This is a genomic window from Hyphomonas sp. (assembly GCF_022844445.1).
Taxonomy (GTDB): Bacteria; Pseudomonadota; Alphaproteobacteria; order Caulobacterales; family Hyphomonadaceae; genus Hyphomonas.
Genome location: NZ_JALHLS010000002.1, coordinates 182,084 through 199,226, shown reverse-complemented (window position 1 = coordinate 199,226; position 17,143 = coordinate 182,084). Strand labels below are relative to the sequence as shown.

Annotated in this window: 17 protein-coding genes; 5 read left to right on the top strand and 12 right to left on the bottom strand. The window is 61.5% G+C overall.

Translation table 11 applies throughout. From position 1 onward, the window contains the following. Positions 1-41: 41 nt before the first annotated feature. Genes Q0C17_RS03945 through Q0C17_RS03925 form a run of 5 tightly spaced genes read right to left on the bottom strand, consistent with a single transcriptional unit; the run spans position 42 to position 4,788 of the window. A complete protein-coding gene (locus Q0C17_RS03945; RefSeq protein ID WP_291201637.1) occupies positions 42-1,343 on the bottom strand; it encodes an MFS transporter in 1,302 nt (433 codons plus the stop codon). Position 1,344: 1 nt separating this feature from the next. Beyond that, positions 1,345-2,280, bottom strand: coding sequence for an SDR family NAD(P)-dependent oxidoreductase (locus Q0C17_RS03940; RefSeq protein WP_291201635.1), 936 nt, complete (start codon positions 2,278-2,280; stop codon positions 1,345-1,347). Positions 2,281-2,298: 18 nt separating this feature from the next. Beyond that, on the bottom strand, positions 2,299-2,763 hold the full coding sequence (locus Q0C17_RS03935) for a MaoC family dehydratase (protein WP_291201634.1): 465 nt from the start codon (positions 2,761-2,763) through the stop codon (positions 2,299-2,301). Between the two features lie 4 nt (positions 2,764-2,767). Next, positions 2,768-3,583 carry an enoyl-CoA hydratase/isomerase family protein gene (locus tag Q0C17_RS03930; RefSeq protein ID WP_291201632.1) on the bottom strand — a complete coding sequence of 272 codons (816 nt, stop codon included), beginning with the start codon at positions 3,581-3,583 and terminating at the stop codon, positions 2,768-2,770. Beyond that, positions 3,583-4,788: an acetyl-CoA C-acyltransferase gene (locus Q0C17_RS03925; RefSeq protein ID WP_291201630.1), complete on the bottom strand. Its 1,206-nt coding sequence runs from the start codon at positions 4,786-4,788 to the stop codon at positions 3,583-3,585. Before Q0C17_RS03925 ends, Q0C17_RS03930 begins: the two co-directional genes overlap by 1 nt. A gap of 209 nt (positions 4,789-4,997) precedes the next feature. On the opposite strand from Q0C17_RS03925, the gene Q0C17_RS03920 reads away from it, so the two are divergent. Next, positions 4,998-5,636 (top strand): TetR/AcrR family transcriptional regulator, encoded by a 639-nt coding sequence (locus Q0C17_RS03920; RefSeq protein WP_291201628.1) that lies wholly within the window; start codon positions 4,998-5,000, stop codon positions 5,634-5,636. 57 nt (positions 5,637-5,693) lie between these two features. On the opposite strand, the gene Q0C17_RS03915 is transcribed toward Q0C17_RS03920, so the two are convergent. Continuing rightward, on the bottom strand, positions 5,694-7,862 hold the full coding sequence (locus tag Q0C17_RS03915) for a TonB-dependent receptor (protein WP_291201626.1): 2,169 nt from the start codon (positions 7,860-7,862) through the stop codon (positions 5,694-5,696). Between the two features lie 107 nt (positions 7,863-7,969). On the opposite strand from Q0C17_RS03915, the gene Q0C17_RS03910 reads away from it, so the two are divergent. Further along, positions 7,970-9,559 (top strand): class I adenylate-forming enzyme family protein, encoded by a 1,590-nt coding sequence (locus Q0C17_RS03910; RefSeq protein WP_291201614.1) that lies wholly within the window; start codon positions 7,970-7,972, stop codon positions 9,557-9,559. A gap of 12 nt (positions 9,560-9,571) precedes the next feature. On the opposite strand, the gene Q0C17_RS03905 is transcribed toward Q0C17_RS03910, so the two are convergent. Next, positions 9,572-10,720 (bottom strand): hypothetical protein, encoded by a 1,149-nt coding sequence (locus tag Q0C17_RS03905; protein ID WP_291201611.1) that lies wholly within the window; start codon positions 10,718-10,720, stop codon positions 9,572-9,574. Positions 10,721-10,875: 155 nt separating this feature from the next. Here Q0C17_RS03905 and Q0C17_RS03900 point away from each other — a divergent pair, with 155 nt between their 5' ends. Next, complete coding sequence (locus Q0C17_RS03900) at positions 10,876-11,115, top strand: hypothetical protein (protein ID WP_291201608.1); 240 nt, start codon at positions 10,876-10,878, stop codon at positions 11,113-11,115. Position 11,116: 1 nt separating this feature from the next. Here Q0C17_RS03900 and Q0C17_RS03895 read toward each other — a convergent pair whose 3' ends face one another. The 5 genes from Q0C17_RS03895 to Q0C17_RS03875 form a co-directional block, all read right to left on the bottom strand. Further along, positions 11,117-11,788 carry a DJ-1/PfpI family protein gene (locus Q0C17_RS03895; protein ID WP_366914761.1) on the bottom strand — a complete coding sequence of 224 codons (672 nt, stop codon included), beginning with the start codon at positions 11,786-11,788 and terminating at the stop codon, positions 11,117-11,119. Between the two features lie 171 nt (positions 11,789-11,959). Beyond that, positions 11,960-12,856 (bottom strand): alpha/beta hydrolase, encoded by an 897-nt coding sequence (locus Q0C17_RS03890; RefSeq protein ID WP_291201602.1) that lies wholly within the window; start codon positions 12,854-12,856, stop codon positions 11,960-11,962. After that, positions 12,853-13,854, bottom strand: coding sequence for a zinc-binding dehydrogenase (locus Q0C17_RS03885; protein ID WP_291201599.1), 1,002 nt, complete (start codon positions 13,852-13,854; stop codon positions 12,853-12,855). The genes Q0C17_RS03890 and Q0C17_RS03885 overlap by 4 nt, the downstream gene beginning before the upstream one ends. A 62-nt stretch (positions 13,855-13,916) precedes the next feature. Continuing rightward, positions 13,917-14,465 (bottom strand): 2,4'-dihydroxyacetophenone dioxygenase family protein, encoded by a 549-nt coding sequence (locus Q0C17_RS03880; protein WP_291201596.1) that lies wholly within the window; start codon positions 14,463-14,465, stop codon positions 13,917-13,919. Between the two features lie 39 nt (positions 14,466-14,504). After that, on the bottom strand, positions 14,505-15,338 hold the full coding sequence (locus tag Q0C17_RS03875) for a metal-dependent hydrolase (protein ID WP_291201593.1): 834 nt from the start codon (positions 15,336-15,338) through the stop codon (positions 14,505-14,507). A gap of 102 nt (positions 15,339-15,440) precedes the next feature. Here Q0C17_RS03875 and Q0C17_RS03870 point away from each other — a divergent pair, with 102 nt between their 5' ends. Further along, on the top strand, positions 15,441-16,460 hold the full coding sequence (locus Q0C17_RS03870) for an NAD(P)-dependent oxidoreductase (RefSeq protein WP_291201590.1): 1,020 nt from the start codon (positions 15,441-15,443) through the stop codon (positions 16,458-16,460). Between the two features lie 9 nt (positions 16,461-16,469). After that, complete coding sequence (locus Q0C17_RS03865) at positions 16,470-17,111, top strand: TetR/AcrR family transcriptional regulator (protein WP_291201587.1); 642 nt, start codon at positions 16,470-16,472, stop codon at positions 17,109-17,111. The last annotated feature ends 32 nt before the right edge of the window (positions 17,112-17,143 follow it).

The following is a 17,143-nucleotide window of genomic DNA, read 5'->3' as shown; positions in this document are numbered from 1 at the left end:
TAAATTTGGCCTGCTTTCGACAACGGTTCGAGGTCGACACTTCAAGTCACCATATCGGCGCGTATGAAACGCGCGGCGCAAAAAAAATGAAACGCGGCCCATGGCATAAGGAACAGAAGCGCGATGATCGCGGCCTGTAACGAAGCTTCGCCAAAGACAGGCTGGAGCATATCGGACAGAATGCCTGTCAACACAGGCCCTGCCCCCATACCCACAAGGTTCGACACGAGCAGGATGAACGCCATGACCATCGCCCGGTGCCCGGCGTCGATGACAAGGTGGATCGCCGCATAGGCCGGCGAGGCAAGAAGCAGAAGCACCAAGTGTGCGATGCCTGCGAGTATCAGGAAGTGCTGGAAGTTATCGGTCGAGAATTTCGCGAGGTAGAACGGAAAACTGGCCAGAAGCGCCGCCACACAGATCCAGCAGAGCCACCTGATGTCCCGGCGCATCAGGCGATTCCCGAGCCAGCCGCTGAGGGGAATTGCGATCAGTCCCATCGCGGCCTGGATCAGCGACATTGGAACCGCAATCGAGGGGAGCTCTTCAACAGAAATGTCGTAGTGGCGCATCGCAAAGGGCAGCGTCCAGATGAACGCGCCATAGAGCAGGAACCCGTTCAGCGTGAACCCGATCAGGAGGTGCACAAAGGCTGGCTTGCGCATGGCTGGCCTGAGCGCCGACATCATGTCGGGCCAGAGCTTCGAAAGATCCGGCATCACCGGCGCGCGGCGTGGTTCCTTGAGGAAGAGGTATGCGAGCAGACCAATCACAATGCCGGGCAGCCCCATCCAGATCAGGGTCTCCCGCCAGCCAATCACGGCAACGAGAACACTTCCGCCGATACCCGCAACCAGCGAGCCGATCACGGGGCCCAGGTTGAACACCGAAAGCGCGCCGGTTCGATCCGCCGGCGGATAGTAATCCGCGATCAAAGAATGCGACGGCGGCGTTGCGCCAGCTTCGCCCACACCGACGCCCACCCTGAAGAGGAAGAGCTGGACCACGTTGCCCGCCATCCCGCACAGCACGGTCATGAGGCTCCATAAGGAGACGCAGGCAGAGATCAACACGCGCCGGTTCCAGCTGTCGGCGATCCGGGCCAGCGGGATTCCGACAAGTGCATAGAATATCGCGAAGGCGGGCCCGGTCAGCAGGCCGACCATCGTGTCGGACAGGCCGAACTCAGCCTTGATGGGTTCGATCAGGACCGAAAAGATCCAGCGGTCCGCATAATTGACGACGGCAATCAGGAAAATGAGGACCATTGCCCAGCGGCGGGCCCACCCGGTGACCGGCAGGCTTGCCAGCGGGACGGAAGCGGTCGTGACGCCCTCCGACATCCTATCCGGTTGCTTTTGGCGCGAGCGAAACCCCTGCAGCTTGTGCGGCCTTGGTGATGAACTTCGTTACCTGCTGCCCGCCATTGGTATAGGCTGACTGGCCTGCCTCATCCGAGATTTCACCGAAGCGCGCGACGATGTTTTCGGCGGACTGGTCTGCCGGGCCGAGATAGATGCCATCGGTTTCGTGGATGATGGTGCGCGAATAACCGCCGGCGGTCGCATTCAGGATCGTGCGGCGCGGCGCATCTTCACTGACGAGGTAGATGGCGGCGGGCGTGACCGATTCCGGGGTCATCAGAGCGACGATGGGCGCAGGCAGCAGACTTTCCGTCATGCGGGTTGCCGCACCTGGCCCGAGAGCGTTGATGCGAATGTTGTTCTTTTCGCCTTCAATCTGCAGCGTGTTCATCAGCCCGATCAGTGCCATCTTGGCGGCGCCGTAGTTCGATTGCCCGAAGTTGCCATAAAGCCCGGACGAGGACGTCGTCATCAGGATGCGGCCATAACCTGCGTCGCGCATATGCCCCCAGACCGCCTTCGTGCAGATGACCGAGCCCATCAGGTGGACGTCCATCACCTTCTGGAAATCCGCGATTGTCATCTTGGCGAAGCTGGCATCACGCAGGATGCCGGCATTGTTGATGAGGATATCGACCCTGCCCCATTCTTCCATGGCGCTGGCAACCATGTTCTCGACCTGCTCGCGGTTCGTGATATCCGCGCCGTTCGAGATGGCCTGCCCGCCCGCCGCGCGGATTTCACCGGCGACTTTATCAGCAGGACCAGAGGAGCCGCCGGTTCCGTCGACGCCGCCGCCAAAGTCGTTGACGACGACCTTTGCGCCGCGGCGGCCAAGTTCCAGAGCGTGCGCACGGCCGAGCCCGGCGCCTGCGCCTGTGACGATGGCGACACGCCCGTCAAATCGAATCGACATGATACTTCCGTCTCCTGATTATTTTACAAACTGAAGGGACAGCCACCCGGCCTTGACGGCCGGCTTGTCCTCGCCTTCGATTTCAATGGTACAGTCGAGTGTTGCCATCCACTGGCCGGGCGAACGCTCAATCATGTCCTTCAGCGCGAAGCGTCCGCGGATGCGCTTGCCGGACCGAACGGGTGCCATGATGCGCACTTTGTCGAACCCGTAATTGACCCCCATGTAGATGCCCTGCATCGCAAAGCTTGCCGCCTTGCCCATACTGGCGATCATCGAGAGGACGAGGAATCCGTGGGCAATCGTCCCGCCAAAGGGCGTTTTGGCGGCAGCCTCCGGATCGATGTGGATGAACTGATGATCATCGGTGAGGTCGGCGAAGCGGTTGATCATGTCCTGATCGATCATCATCCAGTCGGAGAGGCCGATTTCGGTCCCGATCTTCGCGCGGATTTCGTCCGCTGTATGAAGCTTGATGGTCATGGGATTACTTCCCCTTGAAGTCTGGTTTGCGTTTTTCGAAGAAGGCTTTGACCCCTTCCTGGAAGTCCTCTGAGAGGAAGGTCAGCAGGTACTGATCGCGGTCCATGAAAGTTGAGGCATGATGCAGGGCGTTGGCTGCTGCGTTGATCGCCTCTTTCGTCATCCGTACCGGGATCGGCGGCAGCGCGGCGAGCTTCTGCGCCCAGGCGAAGGCTTCGGCATAGGCGCCGCCTGAGGGGGCTACCTCATCGACCATGCCCCACGCGTGCAGCGTGGCCGCCTTTGTGGGCTCGCCAAACATCGTGAACCGCTTGGCGCGCGACGGCCCGGCGATCGTTGCAAGTCGCGGCAGGGTGCGCCAGCTCATGTTGATGCCCAGCGGCACTTCCGGAAGCCGCATCATGGCCCCTTCACCGGCGATCCTGAAATCGCAGCAGAGGACGAGCGCGGCGGCGCCGCCAACGCAGTAGCCTTCTATGGCCGCGATCGTGACGGGCTCGATCTCTTCCCAGGCTTTGCACATGTCGGGGCCTGACAGGACCGCTTCTCGCAGGGCCAGGAGGCCCGGCTTTTCCGCAGGCTCAGAGGGCACGCCCCGGTCCTCGCCGAAACTGCCAAGATCGGCGCCCGCCGAGAAGAAAGTGTCGGCGCCCCGGAGGATAATCGCCCGGACATGCGGCGCGGTTCGGAAATCGCGCGCAAACTCCGTCAGTTCCTTCATAAGCTTCCGGTTGAGCGTATTGCGAAAAGGTTCGCGATTAAGACGGACGGTTACAATGCCGTCTGCCTCCTCGACGATCAGATGTTCATAGTCGGACATCAGGCTACCTCGAACAGACCTGCCGCGCCCATCCCGGCGCCGACGCACATGGTAACAACAGCATATTTTTCTCCCCGGCGTTTGGCCTCGATGAGCGCATGCCCGGTCGAGCGCGAGCCCGTCATACCATAGGGATGGCCGATCGAAATCGCGCCGCCATTGATGTTGTATTTGGCCGGATCAATTCCGAGTTCGTCGCGGCAGTAGAGGCATTGGCTGGCAAAGGCCTCGTTGAGTTCCCAAACACCGATATCGGAAACCTTAAGGCCTGCGCGTTTCAGGAGTTTCGGAACCGCATAAACGGGACCGATTCCCATTTCGTCGGGTTCGCAGCCGGCGACGGCAAAGCCGCGGAAGATGCCAAGCGGTTTCAGTCCGCGGCGTTCGGCTTCCTTGCCTTCCACGAGAATACAGACGCTGGCGCCGTCGGACTGCTGGGAGGCGTTGCCCGCCGTGACATACTTGCCTTCCTTTACGACCATACCGCTGCGATAGACCGGCTTCAGTGCCGCAAGCGACTCCAGGGTCGTCTCGGGCCGGTTGCACTCGTCCCGGTCAACCCGGACATTGATGAGTTCGGGCTCGCCTGTTTCCTTGTTCGGACGTTTCCAGACAACATCCATCGGAACAATCTCGTCCGCAAACTTCCCGTTACGCTGGCCGGCCGCTGTGCGCTGCTGGGACTGAAACGCATATTCGTCCTGGGCTTCCCGCGAGATGCCATAGCGTTCCGCAACAATTTCGGCGGTCTCAATCATTGGCATCCAGAGCGAGGGCTTGGCGGCGAAGAGGGTCTCTTCGACGGCGCCCGTCATGTTCATTTTGCCGGAGAGCTGCACCATCGAAATCGACTCGACCCCGCCACCGGCAACGACCGTGTCGCCCTCGTTGGTGATGCGTCCTGCGGCCATCGCAATCGCCTGGAGACCAGAAGAACAATAGCGGTTGACGGTCACGCCGGAGGTCGTCACCGGGCAGCCCGCCTTGATTGCGGCATTGCGCGCGATGTTGAAGCCGGTTGCACCTTCCGGCATGCCGGAGCCGAGCACCACGTCTTCGACTTCGCCAGGGTCAATCCCCGCGCGTTCGATCGCTGCCTTCAGCGCGTGGCCGGTAAAGGCGATAGGATGGGTGTTGTTGAAGCTGCCTTTGACAGCCTTCGGCATGCCCGTCCGGGCTGTAGAGACAATGACGGCTTCGCGCATAGGGTGCTCCCTGATTTTGCTTTGTTTTGCGGCCCCGGCGGCTGAACAGTCCCGATCAGCGAAGCGCCGCTTTCCTTGATCTGAAGACTGAACAATAGTTCAGTATTTAGATCAAGTCCCGGCTCGAAATTGACCATTTTCGTAATTTTTGGCGCGTAGGACTGAACAAAAGCTTCGCGTTCGATCGTCAGTCCGTTAGGGTCCAAGTCATGCCTGACAACATTCCGCCGCCCGCCCTGGAACCCGAACGTCCTGCCTTGAAGGGCCGCGACCGGCTGATCATGGTCGCCATGCAGCTGTTCGCGGAACGCGGGTTTGACGGGGTGACAGTCCGCGACATCGCAAAGGAAGCCGGCGTCTCAATCGGCTTGATCAACCATCATTTTGATTCGAAGGAAGGCTTGCGCGCCGCTGTCGATGCGCACTTTCTTGAACGCACTTCAAAGGCAATCGCACGTGGTGCCCGCGAGATGGCCAGCACCGATCTGGAGAAAATGGCCGAGTACCAGCGCAACTGGATCCGCCAGTATGCCGACGAATGGCCAAGCTTTGCCGCCTACCTACGCCGGGCCATCACCGAGAACAGCGAATGGGGCGAGCATCTCTTCCGGGAGTACTACGACTCGATTTCCAAGATGATCATGCGGTTTGACGCTGAGGGACGCGTCTCAGATGATGCCGACCGCCTGTGGCTGCCCCTGCTCTACATGTTCATGCTCATCGGGCCGCTCATGCTGGACCCTTATGTCAAGGCGATGATGGGCAAATCAACCTATGACCCCGAGATGTGGGGCCGGTTCCAGAAAGCGATGAAGCACCTCTTCTGGAACGGCGCTTCTCCCAGGTAAAAAAAGGCCGCCTCAGAGAGGCGGCCTCAGGAAGAGCGCGTGGGAGGAAACGAGCGCTTAGAAATCCACGCCGAGTTTCACGCCGATGCGGCGCGGGTACGGACGGACGATCGGATTGCCGGCAAAAGTCGACAGTTGGGTTGCGCCGTCTTCGTCGGTGAGGTTGTAGCCGAACACGCCGAGCGTCCAGCCCTGGCCGGTCTTCAGGTTGGCCGTGAGCGAGACGTCCTTGATGTCATCGGTGCGCCCGCCCGTCTGCTGCAGCGTATCCGACCGGTAAGCATAGGCCGAGCTGAGAGACAGGGTCGAGCCACCCAGTACATCGACAGGACGCTCGTAAGTCGCCGCGACCGAGAAGGTCTGTTCCGGCACCGCGAGAAGCTCGCCGCCTGCCGTCACGAAAGGAAGTGACGCCGTGATATTGGGGCGCACTTCATCCCATTCGGTGCTCTGGATGTTGGCGTTGGCCTGAAGCGAAAGGCCGTCTAAAGGCGTATTCCATGCAGCGCCAAGATCGATCCCCTGGATCGTTGCATCACCGACGTTTGCAACGGACGACAAGGCTCCGAAGGGCTGTTGAACGTCCGACCAGGTCGTCTGGTAGAGCGCGCCATCAAAGAGGAAGGCGCCGTCTGCGGACACAAACTTAGCGCCCAGCTCATACGTCCAGAGCTCGTCCGGCTCGACCCCTTCCTGCGCGGGCACGCCGAGAGCCGATGCTGCAGCCACTTGCGACGGTGTCTGGATCGTCCCGCTCCGGAACCCGTGCGCGATATTGGCATAGACTGTGGTGTTATCGCTTGGCAGGTATTTCAGGCTGAAGCGCGGGCTGACCTTGTCGAAGGTTACCGACTGCTTCGGGCGCACCAGGCTGGTCACCCGGTCCAGGCCGGGACCGGAGGACCGTTCATCTTCGAAGTAGCGCACGCCGATCAGCGGCACGAGCTTGCCGTCGAAGAGCTCCCACGAGGCTTCACCGAAGATCGACCAGGACTTGGTCTGCAAAGGCCCGACGATGCTGATCAGCGGGATCTCACCCAGCAGGAAATCGGTTCCATCGAGGTAGAAGTCGATATCGCTGTCGATGGTGGCGTCGCGGTAATAGACGCCGGCAATCCATTTGAAGGCGCCGTCATCATTGTTCGTGAGCCGCAGTTCCTGGGTGAAGGAGTCGGTCTCGAAGGTCGAGTCGTTGTTGTAGTTGAAAAATCCCAGTGTAAGGGGGGCTTCAAAGTCAAGCTCATGGGTGGTGTAGGACGTTGAGCTTATCAGGGTGACCGCATCAAACTCGTAGTTCACCGCCAGCGAACCAATGTCCATCGCCGTGTTGGTGAAGCCGTCAACCGGGCCGTTCGTGACACTGCCGGCACCGTTGATTGCAGGCTCAAGGAGCGGCAAGCCGGTCGCCGGATTTGTCGTGATGACCGCGTTGTTGAAGCCCTGCTCGTTCTCGATGGTCCAGTAGGTCGCGCGCAGCGTCAGGCGATCGGACGGGGTGAACAGGGCCTTGATCCGCAGGTTGGTTCCCTGGGAATCGTTGGCATTCTCTTGGCCGGACTGAAGGACATCGGCGAAGCCGCCGAGTTCGTCATAGCCACCAGAAATCCGGATCGCGAACTTGTCCGCAACGACCGGAATGTTGACCACGCCGTCCACGGCATAATTGTCGGCGCCGCCTTCCGTGGTGGAGTATTCGCCGAGCAGCTTGCCGCTGAACGCGTCCGTCGTCGGATCTTCCGTGATGAGGCGGATATTGCCGCCCATGGAGCCCTGGCCCCAGATCGTGCCGGAAGGTCCGCGGATGACTTCGACCTGCTTCAGATCGAGAAGCCGGGCGGGCGGGGACAGCTGCAGGTTCGGAACGCCGAACGCAAAGTCGTCGACATAATAGCCGGTGAGGCCGTCGCCGGTGGTGCCGGCGGCGATGCCGCGGATCTGGATGGTCTCGAACCCGCGCGAGGACGAGGAGACGACAGAGGCGCCAGGGATGAGTTTGACCAGGCCGCCGACATCCTTGATGCCGGAGTTTTCGAGCGTGTCCGCTCCGATCGCCTGAACCGACAGCGGCACGTCCAGAATGGTCTCTTCCCGCTTCTGCGCGGTCACCGTGACGGTGCCGAGGCGCTTGGCATCGGTTTCGTCTTGGGTCGTTTGTGCCTGCGCCGGCAGGAAAGACAGCGCGCCGAACATACCAGCGCTACAGAGAAGCAGTGTACGATTGTTCATTAAATCCTCCCAGTTTCGCGCTGCCACTTGCCGGGCAGACCGCTTTGAGCCAAGAACTATACAAATGTTCAGTCTTCGACAAGGGCTGAGTTTACTTTCGGGAAGGCATGAGGCCTTTCGGTCACACATTGAGGGAGGGCGAACCTGTGACGGGCCCAAGCGTAATTCATCAGGTGCTGGCGGGCCGCTCGGCAGCCGCCCCCACGGATCAGGCGGCCATGCAGGGCGATCTTCGCCTGACGAATGCGGAGCTGCTGGCCCGGGTAGACGCCGCAGCGTCCTTTCTGCTCGCGTCCGGTGTGAAGAAAGGCGACCGGGTGGCCACACTCGCCCCGCCAAGCCTCGACTTCTGGATCACGTTCCTGGCCGCTACGTCGATCGGGGCGATCTGGCAGGGCCTGAACCCGGCCTATAAGCGCAACGAGTATGCTTATCTTCTCGAGGACGCGGCCCCTGCCCTGATCTTTGCGCAAACAGATTTTGACACCCGCAACTACTTTGAAGAGCTTCAGGCCCTCGCAAAGCCGGATATTGTTTTTGTGCCGCTCACGAAAGAACCGCTATCTGCCGTCGATCCGAGGCTCTATCCCGGCCGTACGGTTTCTGCCGCCGACCTTCAGGCAGCGCGCGCATCGGTCGAGCCTGAAGATATTGCCGTTATCGTCTATACGTCAGGGACAACCGGCCAGCCGAAAGGCGCCATGCTCTCGCACCGCGCCGTCGTACAGACCGCGCTGTCGAACCTCGCCTGGATGCCGGCGGAAGGCCTGAAAGCAACTGTCTGCGCCGCCCCGATCAATCATGTCGGCGGCCTGAACAATGTCTGCTTTACCGTGTTCGCCGCGGGCGGCCGGATCATCTTTTTCCCGCGCGTCGACCTCACCAAGCTCGGACAGGTCAACTTTTCAGAGCGCCCGACCTACCTTGTTGGTGGTCCGACTGCCTGGGCGATGATGATTGCCGCCGGGGCGGACTTTGCAGCCGCATCTTTCTACAAGCTGATCGTATTCGGAGGCGCGGCTTCGACCGTTGCGCAGCTGGAACACGTTCGCAGGACCGGCGCGCGCCTGTCGAGCGTCTACGGACAGACCGAGACAACGGGCATGATGACGTATACGGAGGAAGACGCCGGTCTCGACATCATGTCGGAGACCATCGGCAAGCCCATCCGCGGAAACGAGATCCGCATTGCGGCTCCGGACGGGGCAGCTCTCCAGCCGGGCGAGACAGGCGAGATCCAGGTTCGCGGGATCTCGGTCATGTCGGGATACTGGAACAAGCCGGACTCCAGCCGGGAGGCCTTAACGGCAGACGGCTGGTTGAAGACCGGGGACCTGGGTATTCAGCGCCCGGATGGCAACATCGTCTTTGCCGGACGCCTGAAGGAGATGTTCAAGTCGGGCGGCTACAACGTCTATCCGGTCGAAGTCGAGCTTGCGATCTGCGAGCATCCCGACGTGATGGAAGCTTCCGTAATAGAAGTCCCGCACGACAAATTCCAGGAAGTCGGTCATGCCTTTCTCGTCCTGCGTCCGGGCTCAAGCCTGACCGGAGACGACCTAAAGGCGTTTCTCAACGACCGCATTGCCGGCTACAAGATCCCAAAATCCTGGCAGATCCTTGCGGCCTTCCCGCGCCTGCCGAACGGCAAGACGGACAAGCGCAGCCTCAGGGCTGCCTTCCAACCCGCGGATTGATGCCGTCAAAAATCAGGTTTGTGCGAACCTGCGATCGATCACGCCGCGCAGGGCTCTTTCATACTGTTCCAGACGGCCCGTGTTGACTGCGGCTCCGTCATCGACAGGCGTGTGAAATGTCGCCGCAACGCCGGTTAACCCGAGGACGTCCTTGTAGCCCGCGGACAGGACGTCTCCTGTCTCGCCGTTACGCATCTGTGCCGGATCTAGTGGCGAGAGCGCCATCGGACCAAACGCCTCGTCGACAAGGTCCTCAATGCCCGGCGTTGCCATGCGGAAATGCACCGATTTCAGTGGATAGTCTTCATCCTGCGCGGTTGCGCCGAGGCTCGCGCCCAGATGAATCCAGAGACGGACCTCTTCAGGCGAGGGTGCGAGCGCCCCGAGCACCTGCTGCATGCCGAGGTGGCCGATCTCGTGACCGCTGCTGGCGACAATCCAGACCGGGAACGAGGCCTTCGCATAGGCTTCGGCGAGTTGCCTCGCGAGGAGGATCCCGGGCGCGCGCTCGGCCACCGATCCGAACCATCCCGTCATCGGCGTCGAGATGACGAGTCCCGCCCCCTTTCCAAGTCTCGCCCCGATCAGACTTACTCCGGACACGGAGGTACGTGTCGCTGAAAGCGACAGCCGAGCCTCATGCTTCTGATGAGCTGCTGCCAGGATCAGGTCGTGATCGCGCCGCGCATACAAGATCACGGGGATCGCAAGGTCAGAAGACGTGACGGACCGGTTATAGGCAAAGATCGAACCGGACGGTGTCTCGGTGCACATGAGGTAAGCGGCTGCGCCTTGCCGTGCCGCTGCCACAACTTCAGCTTCTAGCGCATCTGTCCAATAGGCAGAAAACGGGCCTTGCATGGCACGTACAACGCAGTCCCCAGGACGGGCGTTGTCCGGCAGGGACAAACGCACACTCCCTTCTAAAGGTGCCGGCAGGGAGATCGGCGGCATCCATTGCAGGAACCCCTCGTACGTTTTGCTGCTCAGTTCGATTGCCACCGCCGGATCTACGAGTGTGTCTGCCGAAAATGCTGTCAAGCCGAGCCTGTAGCCGGCAGACTCGAGGGCCGTGGCAATCCAGTCGCGGGTGCGCTCTTCACCTGGAGAGCCGGTTCGCCGGATGCCAAACGATGCGAGTTGGAGAAGCTTTTCGGACATCGGGACTTCAGTCGGCTGTGCGCCGCGGCTCATACAGGCTGACAAACCTGACGCTAACAGAAGTGACAGGGCCTGACGCCTGCTGGGTCCGGGAATTTTCAAGCTCACCTCTCCTGTCAGGTTCAGCGTCGCAGGGCCTCGACTGAGCGGCGATTATGCTTGCGCTGATCAATTCTCGGAACAAGCAAAAAACGCGAGCAGGTTTGGACCTGAACGCATTTACCGGACCAGAGCCTGATAGATTTAAAACATCTGGCGCTGGTCTTCGCGCTTCAACAGTTCTCGGCGTCAAGGCGCTCGAAACGCGGGGCGGAGTGCCGGCAAGCCTCGACCCACGCACAGCCAACGCGGTGGCCGAAATGTTCTGTCAGGCGACGGCGCTGGAAATCGACTGAATCATCCAAGCCGCGGAAGCCTGGGGCGCGCCCGCCCCTCGCGGTTCATGGCAATGGACCCGTTGGCGACGGCGGCGACAACATCCGGCGTGGCCTTTTCGATTGCGCCCGAATCAAACGGTGGCTGGGGGTCATATTCAATCCCGAGCTGTATCGCTTTGGCGACTGACGCATCTGCGATGAGGCTGACCAGGTGGAGCGCCATGTCGATGCCTGCTGAAACGCCCGCGGCTGTAACGACACGATCTTGCTCGATCCAGCGGGAAGCCTCAGGCGTTGCGCCGAATTCCGTGAGCCGCTCACGAACGGCCCAATGGCTTGTTGCGCGAAGGCCTTTCAACAATCCTGCTGCCCCCAGAATGAGAGAGCCGGTGCAGACCGAACAGGTCCACTTCGATCTTGCGTGGACGTTGCGCAGCCAATCGAGCGTAGGCTGATGGCTTTCCATTGCAATCGACCCCGGACCGCCGGGAACAATGACCAGATCTGCTTCAGTGACGTCCTGGTAGCTGTAGCTGGCTATGAAAGGCAGAACCTGATTGTCAGGATAAACAACACCAGCCGTTTCTGCGACAACGAAGACGTCCGCGTCCGGTAGCAGGGACAAGACTTCGAGCGGACCGACTGCATCCAGCATAGTGAAGTTGTCATAGAGAAGAACTGCAATCTTCAACGGCATCGGAAACCTCCCTCCGAACGTTCTGACGGGCAAGCTACAGGCCCACCTGAGCCCTGCTTCCGTCAGCATTCAACTTTGCCTCAGAGTCTAGAATAGCTCTCGAGCCGGCTAAACTGGACCAGGTGATGAGCCTCAGCCGCAGGAAGCCACCCGCCATCTAAAGTCTTATCCACCTTGCCGCAGATGCGCCAGAATCGCTTCGTGCACGGAGCCTGGCTGTTCGAGATGAACGAAGTGACCTGCGCTGGAAACCGTCTGGGTGCGCACGCCGCCGGCAAAGAAAGCGGGCGGCATGGCGGCCTCGAAGATCGCCGCGCTGATACAGCCATCGTCGGCGCCGCAGAGCCCGAGCGTCGGCGCCGCGATCGGCGACGAGAGGAGGCGCTGGCTTTCGGCAGCACGCGGATGCGCGAAGTCAAAGGCCGTTCGGTAGTATTCGAGCGCGGCGGCCAGCACGCCGGGACCGGCGAGCGCCGCCTCTGCGTTGGTGAGGGACTCTGTATCGTTCCAGTTCGGAGACCAGTCGCGCCAGAGGCGCTTGAGGAATGCATACGCATTGGCTGGCAGCAGGAGTTCGGCTGCGCCGCGGACCTGGAACCAGTAGACATACCAGGACCTGCGCGTCTGCTCATAGTCTGCGGCCATGACCCCGGCGAAGGCGGCGGGTTGCGGGACCGACAGCATGACGACCCGGCCGATTCGCTCGGGGCAAAGCGCGGCGGCGCCGTAGACGAGGTTGACGCCCCAGTCATGGCCGACGAGGTGGGCCTGGTCGGCGCCAAGCGCGTCCATCCATCCGCGTACATCCTCTGCGAGGCTCGCGACGCTGTAATCATTGTCTGCCGGCTGCGAGGAGGGCTCATAACCGCGCAGCGTGACCGCGACAGCCCGGAAGCCAGCCTTGGCGAGCGCCGGCAACATCAGCCGGAAAGTCTGCGGCGTATCCGGGAAGCCATGCAGGCAGAGAACGAGCGGGCCTTCCCCCATCTCATGCGCCGTAAAGGACAGCCCATTGGCTGTGAGGGTCCGGACGGCCGCGCCGTCGATCGTCGGCAGGGTCAATTCAGGCTCCCGTCCGACCACGGATCGATCAGGATCTTGGCATGCTTCTCCGGATCTGCGAGCTCAGAGAAGGCGCCGGCAATCCCGTCAAGGCCGACGGTGCCGGTGTGAAGCGCCTGCCAGTCAAACAACCCCTGCTCGATCAGGCGAAGCGCATCGGCAAATTCTTCCGGCGAGTAGTAGATGACAAACACCATGGAGAGCTCCTTGGCGATGGCCACCATCGGCAGGAAACTCTCATTGCCGGACGCAATGCCGGTCACCACGATCCTCGCATTCTGCGGGGCTTCGAGCACAAGCCGTCCCAGCATGCCGGGCGCTCCGGTATTCTCGAAGATGACCAGCGGAGCGCCGGGCGCTTTTTCCGCGGCGAGCGCGATCGGGCTCTGCTCGGCGCCGTTGACGACATCGCTTGCGCCCATCCGGGCTGCGAGCTCCCGGCGCTTCGGGGAAAGATCTGACGCGATGATGGTCCGCACGCCCCGCGCCCTGAGGACGGCGGTGATCGCGAGACCGATCGGCCCGGCGCCGACAATTACAGCCGCTGCGCCGTCAGGCAGGGCGGCCTTGTTGACCGAGTGCACTGCGATCCCGAGCGGCTCGACGAAGGCGGCAGCTTCTGTCGGGACGGTCGCTGGTACCTTCAGGAGCATGGCTTCTGTCAGGGTCATGTACTCGGCATAGGCGCCTGTCGTTTCCGGATTGGATCCGATGAGGACAGGCGCGCCCTGCTTCAGAACAAAAGGCATCGAGACAACGCGGTCGCCAACGGCGAGGGCTCGCTCCGTCCCTGGCCCGAAGGCGCAGACCTCGCCGACGAACTCGTGCCCGAGGACGACGCCCTGATTGTAGGCGCGCTCGAGTTCGGTCACATCCGCGCCGAGCGAGCGTGCCGTTTCGATCGTGTGCTTCTGGTGCTTGAACACATGCAGGTCAGATCCGCAGATGCCGCAGGAGCGGACCTTGATCAGCACCTCGCCGGGTCCCGGTTCAGGCACGGGACGGTTTTCAGTCCGGAACGTCTGGCCGTAAAGGACGCTTGCCCGCATACCCGTCATCATCATTCACCGTGAACAATCAGCTTGGAGCAATCTGCGCCGATGGCGTCGCAATACACTCGGTACATTTCGAGTGCGGCGCGGGCATCAACGACAGAAACCGGCTTGCCCTCGTCATCGAGATTGATGTTTGCGCCGTAGATCGCAAACCAGACGATGGTCTCTCCAGCCTGATCCGGCGGCGTCACAAGCGTATGGGTCGAGCCGGCGGGCTCGAAAAGGTAGGAGCCGGGCCCGGAGACTTCTTCCGGGCTTTCGAGATAGTACCAGCTTCCCTGCAGGGTGACTGCATAAACAAAACCGGTATGGAAATGCTTGATGACTTTTGCGCCGGCCGGAAGCCGTGTCATCGAAATCCAGAGACCCTGGTTGAGATCCACATGCAGCAGCTTGATGGCGGTGCCGTCCGGGGCGACCGCCCAGGGAAGGTCCTCGTCGCGTACGAGCTGTGTCGGTGCTTCCCAGACCGGGAACGTGCCGCGCGCGGCGACTTTCGCCGCATACTGGGCGAATTTTTCTTCCATGCTGAGCTTAGCCTGTCCGTCTGCCATCTTGTCCTCCCGGGGTCTGTCTTTGAAGTTTTCTGAAGTTCAGCGAATGCTGAGGGCGAGGTTCGAGTAAGTCGTCCTCGCCGTCTCGTAGCCCCCCGGCAGCGGCACCCGCGATGGGTTGTACCAGGGCATGTAGGTTGCCAGCAGTTTTGGCAGGAAGACCTTGTTATAGGCCTTCATCCGGGCCGCACGCTTGGCCTCGAGTTCGGGCGTCTGGTAGCGGGCGATGGTTTCCGGATCAGCCTCAATCATGGCTGCCTGGAAGCGGCTGCAGAGCCCCAGATAGTGCCGCTGGAAGAACATCGCGAGCTTCATCCGGTGGAAGTAGTCGCCGCCGCAGGCATGATAGACATCGTGCGCAACGCTGCGGTGCTCGACCTCTTCCATGATGTGCCAGTACATCAGCCCACGGATGGGTTCCTTCATGTAATCGAACATGCCTGTTTCGATCTGTGTCCGCGCGGCGGCGCACGTCATGGATTCGAAGCCTTCGCCATATGCGAGGCAGAACTTGAGCGGCTTATTGCGGCTCCAGTCGTCGAACAAGGCTTCGACTTCCTTTTCGAGTTCCGCAAGGCGCGGTCCTGCCGGGTGCACCCGCTTTACCACATCGTTCATTTTCTGGTGCTGACGGAAGTGCTGGCCTTCCTGCGCGCAGAAGCGCAGCGCCTCTTCCTTGAGGTCCTGGTCCTTGATCTGAGGCATGGCCGCCTGGACCGTCCGGATCAGGAAGGGCTCAAGGTAGGGCAGCATCATCCATGACCCGACGAAGAGGTAGGACAGGGCCGGATCGTCCTCGATGAAGACGAGATCCATGTCATCGGGAAACTCGAAGTTCATCCGGCGGATCGGAATGTCTTCAGCAATGCTCATGACCTGCTCCTCGCGTTGACAAGCGGCGTTTAACTTCACTTACCGTCCATATGGACTGTACGTTTGTTCAGTGTCAATATGCGGACGATTACGGAGGTCAAAATGCAGCAGCGGCGCGTCCTGGTTACCGGCGGAACGGGGTTTATTGGCCGGCGGGTCGTCAGCCGCTTCCTGAGCGAAGGAGACGATGTCGCCTCCTTTGCCCTGCCCGGAGAAGCGCTGCCTGCTGACTGGGAAGGCCGGGTCGCCGCGCGTTCGGGAAATCTCCTAGAGCCAGCGAGCCTCGCCGCGGCCTGTGAGGACCGCGATCTCGTGATCCATCTGGCGGGGCTCGTCGGTCATGGCGGCGACTATGACCTCCAGTGGCGCATCTTTGTTGATGGCACACGCCATGTCTGCGAGGCGGCTGGTAGCGTCCGCGCGCGGCTCGTCGTTGCGACTTCGATCGCGGTCTACGGCACGCACATCCAGACACGCGTCTGCGATGAGGAGGCCGGCCACGGTCCCTGGGCGGGGGCCTATGGCCGAGCCAAGCAGGGCCAGGAAGCTGCCGCGCTGGAGGTGGCCTCAAGACTGTCACTGCCCCTGACGCTCATACGTCCGGCAAACGTCTACGGGCTCGGCGGCGGCGGGGCCTGGGGCGACCGGCTGATCGAGGCAATCCGGGCGTCCGGCGGCGCGCTGATTGGCGAAGCGGATACGAACAATGCCGGACTGACGCATGTCGACAATCTGGCGGATGCAATTTTCCTTGCGGCCACGCACCCGGCCGCCATTGGACGCACCTACAATGTCTGCGACGGCGAAGACGTGACCTGGGCCCGCTTCATGACCGACATGGCCACCCTTGCCGGCCGGCCGCGCCCGCCGCTATTTCCGCTGCAGGACGTCCTCGATCTCGTGAAAGCGAATGAAAACCCGGCCGAACTGAAAGGCCCGGAAAATGCGGCCCTGCCTTTCATGGAGGGGGTCAATCTCGTGGGATTTGATAACCGGATCCCGAACGCGCGGATCGGCCGCGAACTCGGCTGGACGCCGCAGATCCGCTATGATGAAGCCCTTGAACAGATGCGTCGATCGATCCCGACCGCGGCCATTCCCGGTTCTGGCGAACGGGCTTAGACTCGCGCCATGCCCGACACTGAAAAACCTCCAGCCCGCCGCACCCAGGCCGATCGAACCCGCGCCACGCGCGAGCGCATCTTGAAGGCGGCGCATGATACGCTGATGGGCCGCGGCTATGCCGGGGCATCGACCTGGGCCGTGTGCGAGACCGGTGGCTTTTCGAAAGGCACGCTGCTGCATCATTTCCGGCAGCGCACGGATCTTTTCGGCGCGCTGATCGTGGATCTCGGCCTGCGCAGCCTGGCCTCGCTCGACGCGGCGATGCAGACGGCCGAACCCGGCCAGAAAATAGATGTCTTCCTGGGCTGGCTCTGGTCGACGCTTGAGGGTGACTTCTTCGTCGTGGGCCTTGAAGTGCTCACCGCCGCGCGGACCGAGCCTGAACTCGGCGAAGCAATACGGCGGGGGGCCGACGAGCTTTCAAGGCTTCTGGATACGTTCATCGACAGCGCGCTTGAAGATGTGCCGGTGGGCTCAGCCGATCTCGTCAGGAGCGCGCTCCAGACATCGGTTCATCTGGTGCGGGGGATCGGGCTCGACCTGTCCATTGGCGGCGATCTGAGTGCGCACCGCGCACGCTTCGACACCTGGTCCCGCACTGTGCGCGTGCTTGCCTCAGGCACGTTCGCGCCGCCGCCTGAGCGATAATTTCAAGACAGGCCTTGAAGACTGAACATTTG

Excerpts from the sequence above, each read along its gene's own strand:
- Q0C17_RS03945 (WP_291201637.1), bottom strand. The coding sequence starts at position 1,343 with ATGTCGGAGGGCGTCACGACCGCTTCCGTCCCGCTGGCAAGCCTGCCG.
- Q0C17_RS03940 (WP_291201635.1), bottom strand. The coding sequence starts at position 2,280 with ATGTCGATTCGATTTGACGGGCGTGTCGCCATCGTCACAGGCGCAGGC.
- Q0C17_RS03935 (WP_291201634.1), bottom strand. The coding sequence starts at position 2,763 with ATGACCATCAAGCTTCATACAGCGGACGAAATCCGCGCGAAGATCGGG.
- Q0C17_RS03930 (WP_291201632.1), bottom strand. The coding sequence starts at position 3,583 with ATGTCCGACTATGAACATCTGATCGTCGAGGAGGCAGACGGCATTGTA.
- Q0C17_RS03925 (WP_291201630.1), bottom strand. The coding sequence starts at position 4,788 with ATGCGCGAAGCCGTCATTGTCTCTACAGCCCGGACGGGCATGCCGAAG.
- Q0C17_RS03920 (WP_291201628.1), top strand. The coding sequence starts at position 4,998 with ATGCCTGACAACATTCCGCCGCCCGCCCTGGAACCCGAACGTCCTGCC.
- Q0C17_RS03915 (WP_291201626.1), bottom strand. The coding sequence starts at position 7,862 with ATGAACAATCGTACACTGCTTCTCTGTAGCGCTGGTATGTTCGGCGCG.
- Q0C17_RS03910 (WP_291201614.1), top strand. The coding sequence starts at position 7,970 with ATGAGGCCTTTCGGTCACACATTGAGGGAGGGCGAACCTGTGACGGGC.
- Q0C17_RS03905 (WP_291201611.1), bottom strand. The coding sequence starts at position 10,720 with ATGTCCGAAAAGCTTCTCCAACTCGCATCGTTTGGCATCCGGCGAACC.
- Q0C17_RS03900 (WP_291201608.1), top strand. The coding sequence starts at position 10,876 with ATGCTTGCGCTGATCAATTCTCGGAACAAGCAAAAAACGCGAGCAGGT.
- Q0C17_RS03880 (WP_291201596.1), bottom strand. The coding sequence starts at position 14,465 with ATGGCAGACGGACAGGCTAAGCTCAGCATGGAAGAAAAATTCGCCCAG.
- Q0C17_RS03875 (WP_291201593.1), bottom strand. The coding sequence starts at position 15,338 with ATGAGCATTGCTGAAGACATTCCGATCCGCCGGATGAACTTCGAGTTT.
- Q0C17_RS03870 (WP_291201590.1), top strand. The coding sequence starts at position 15,441 with ATGCAGCAGCGGCGCGTCCTGGTTACCGGCGGAACGGGGTTTATTGGC.
- Q0C17_RS03865 (WP_291201587.1), top strand. The coding sequence starts at position 16,470 with ATGCCCGACACTGAAAAACCTCCAGCCCGCCGCACCCAGGCCGATCGA.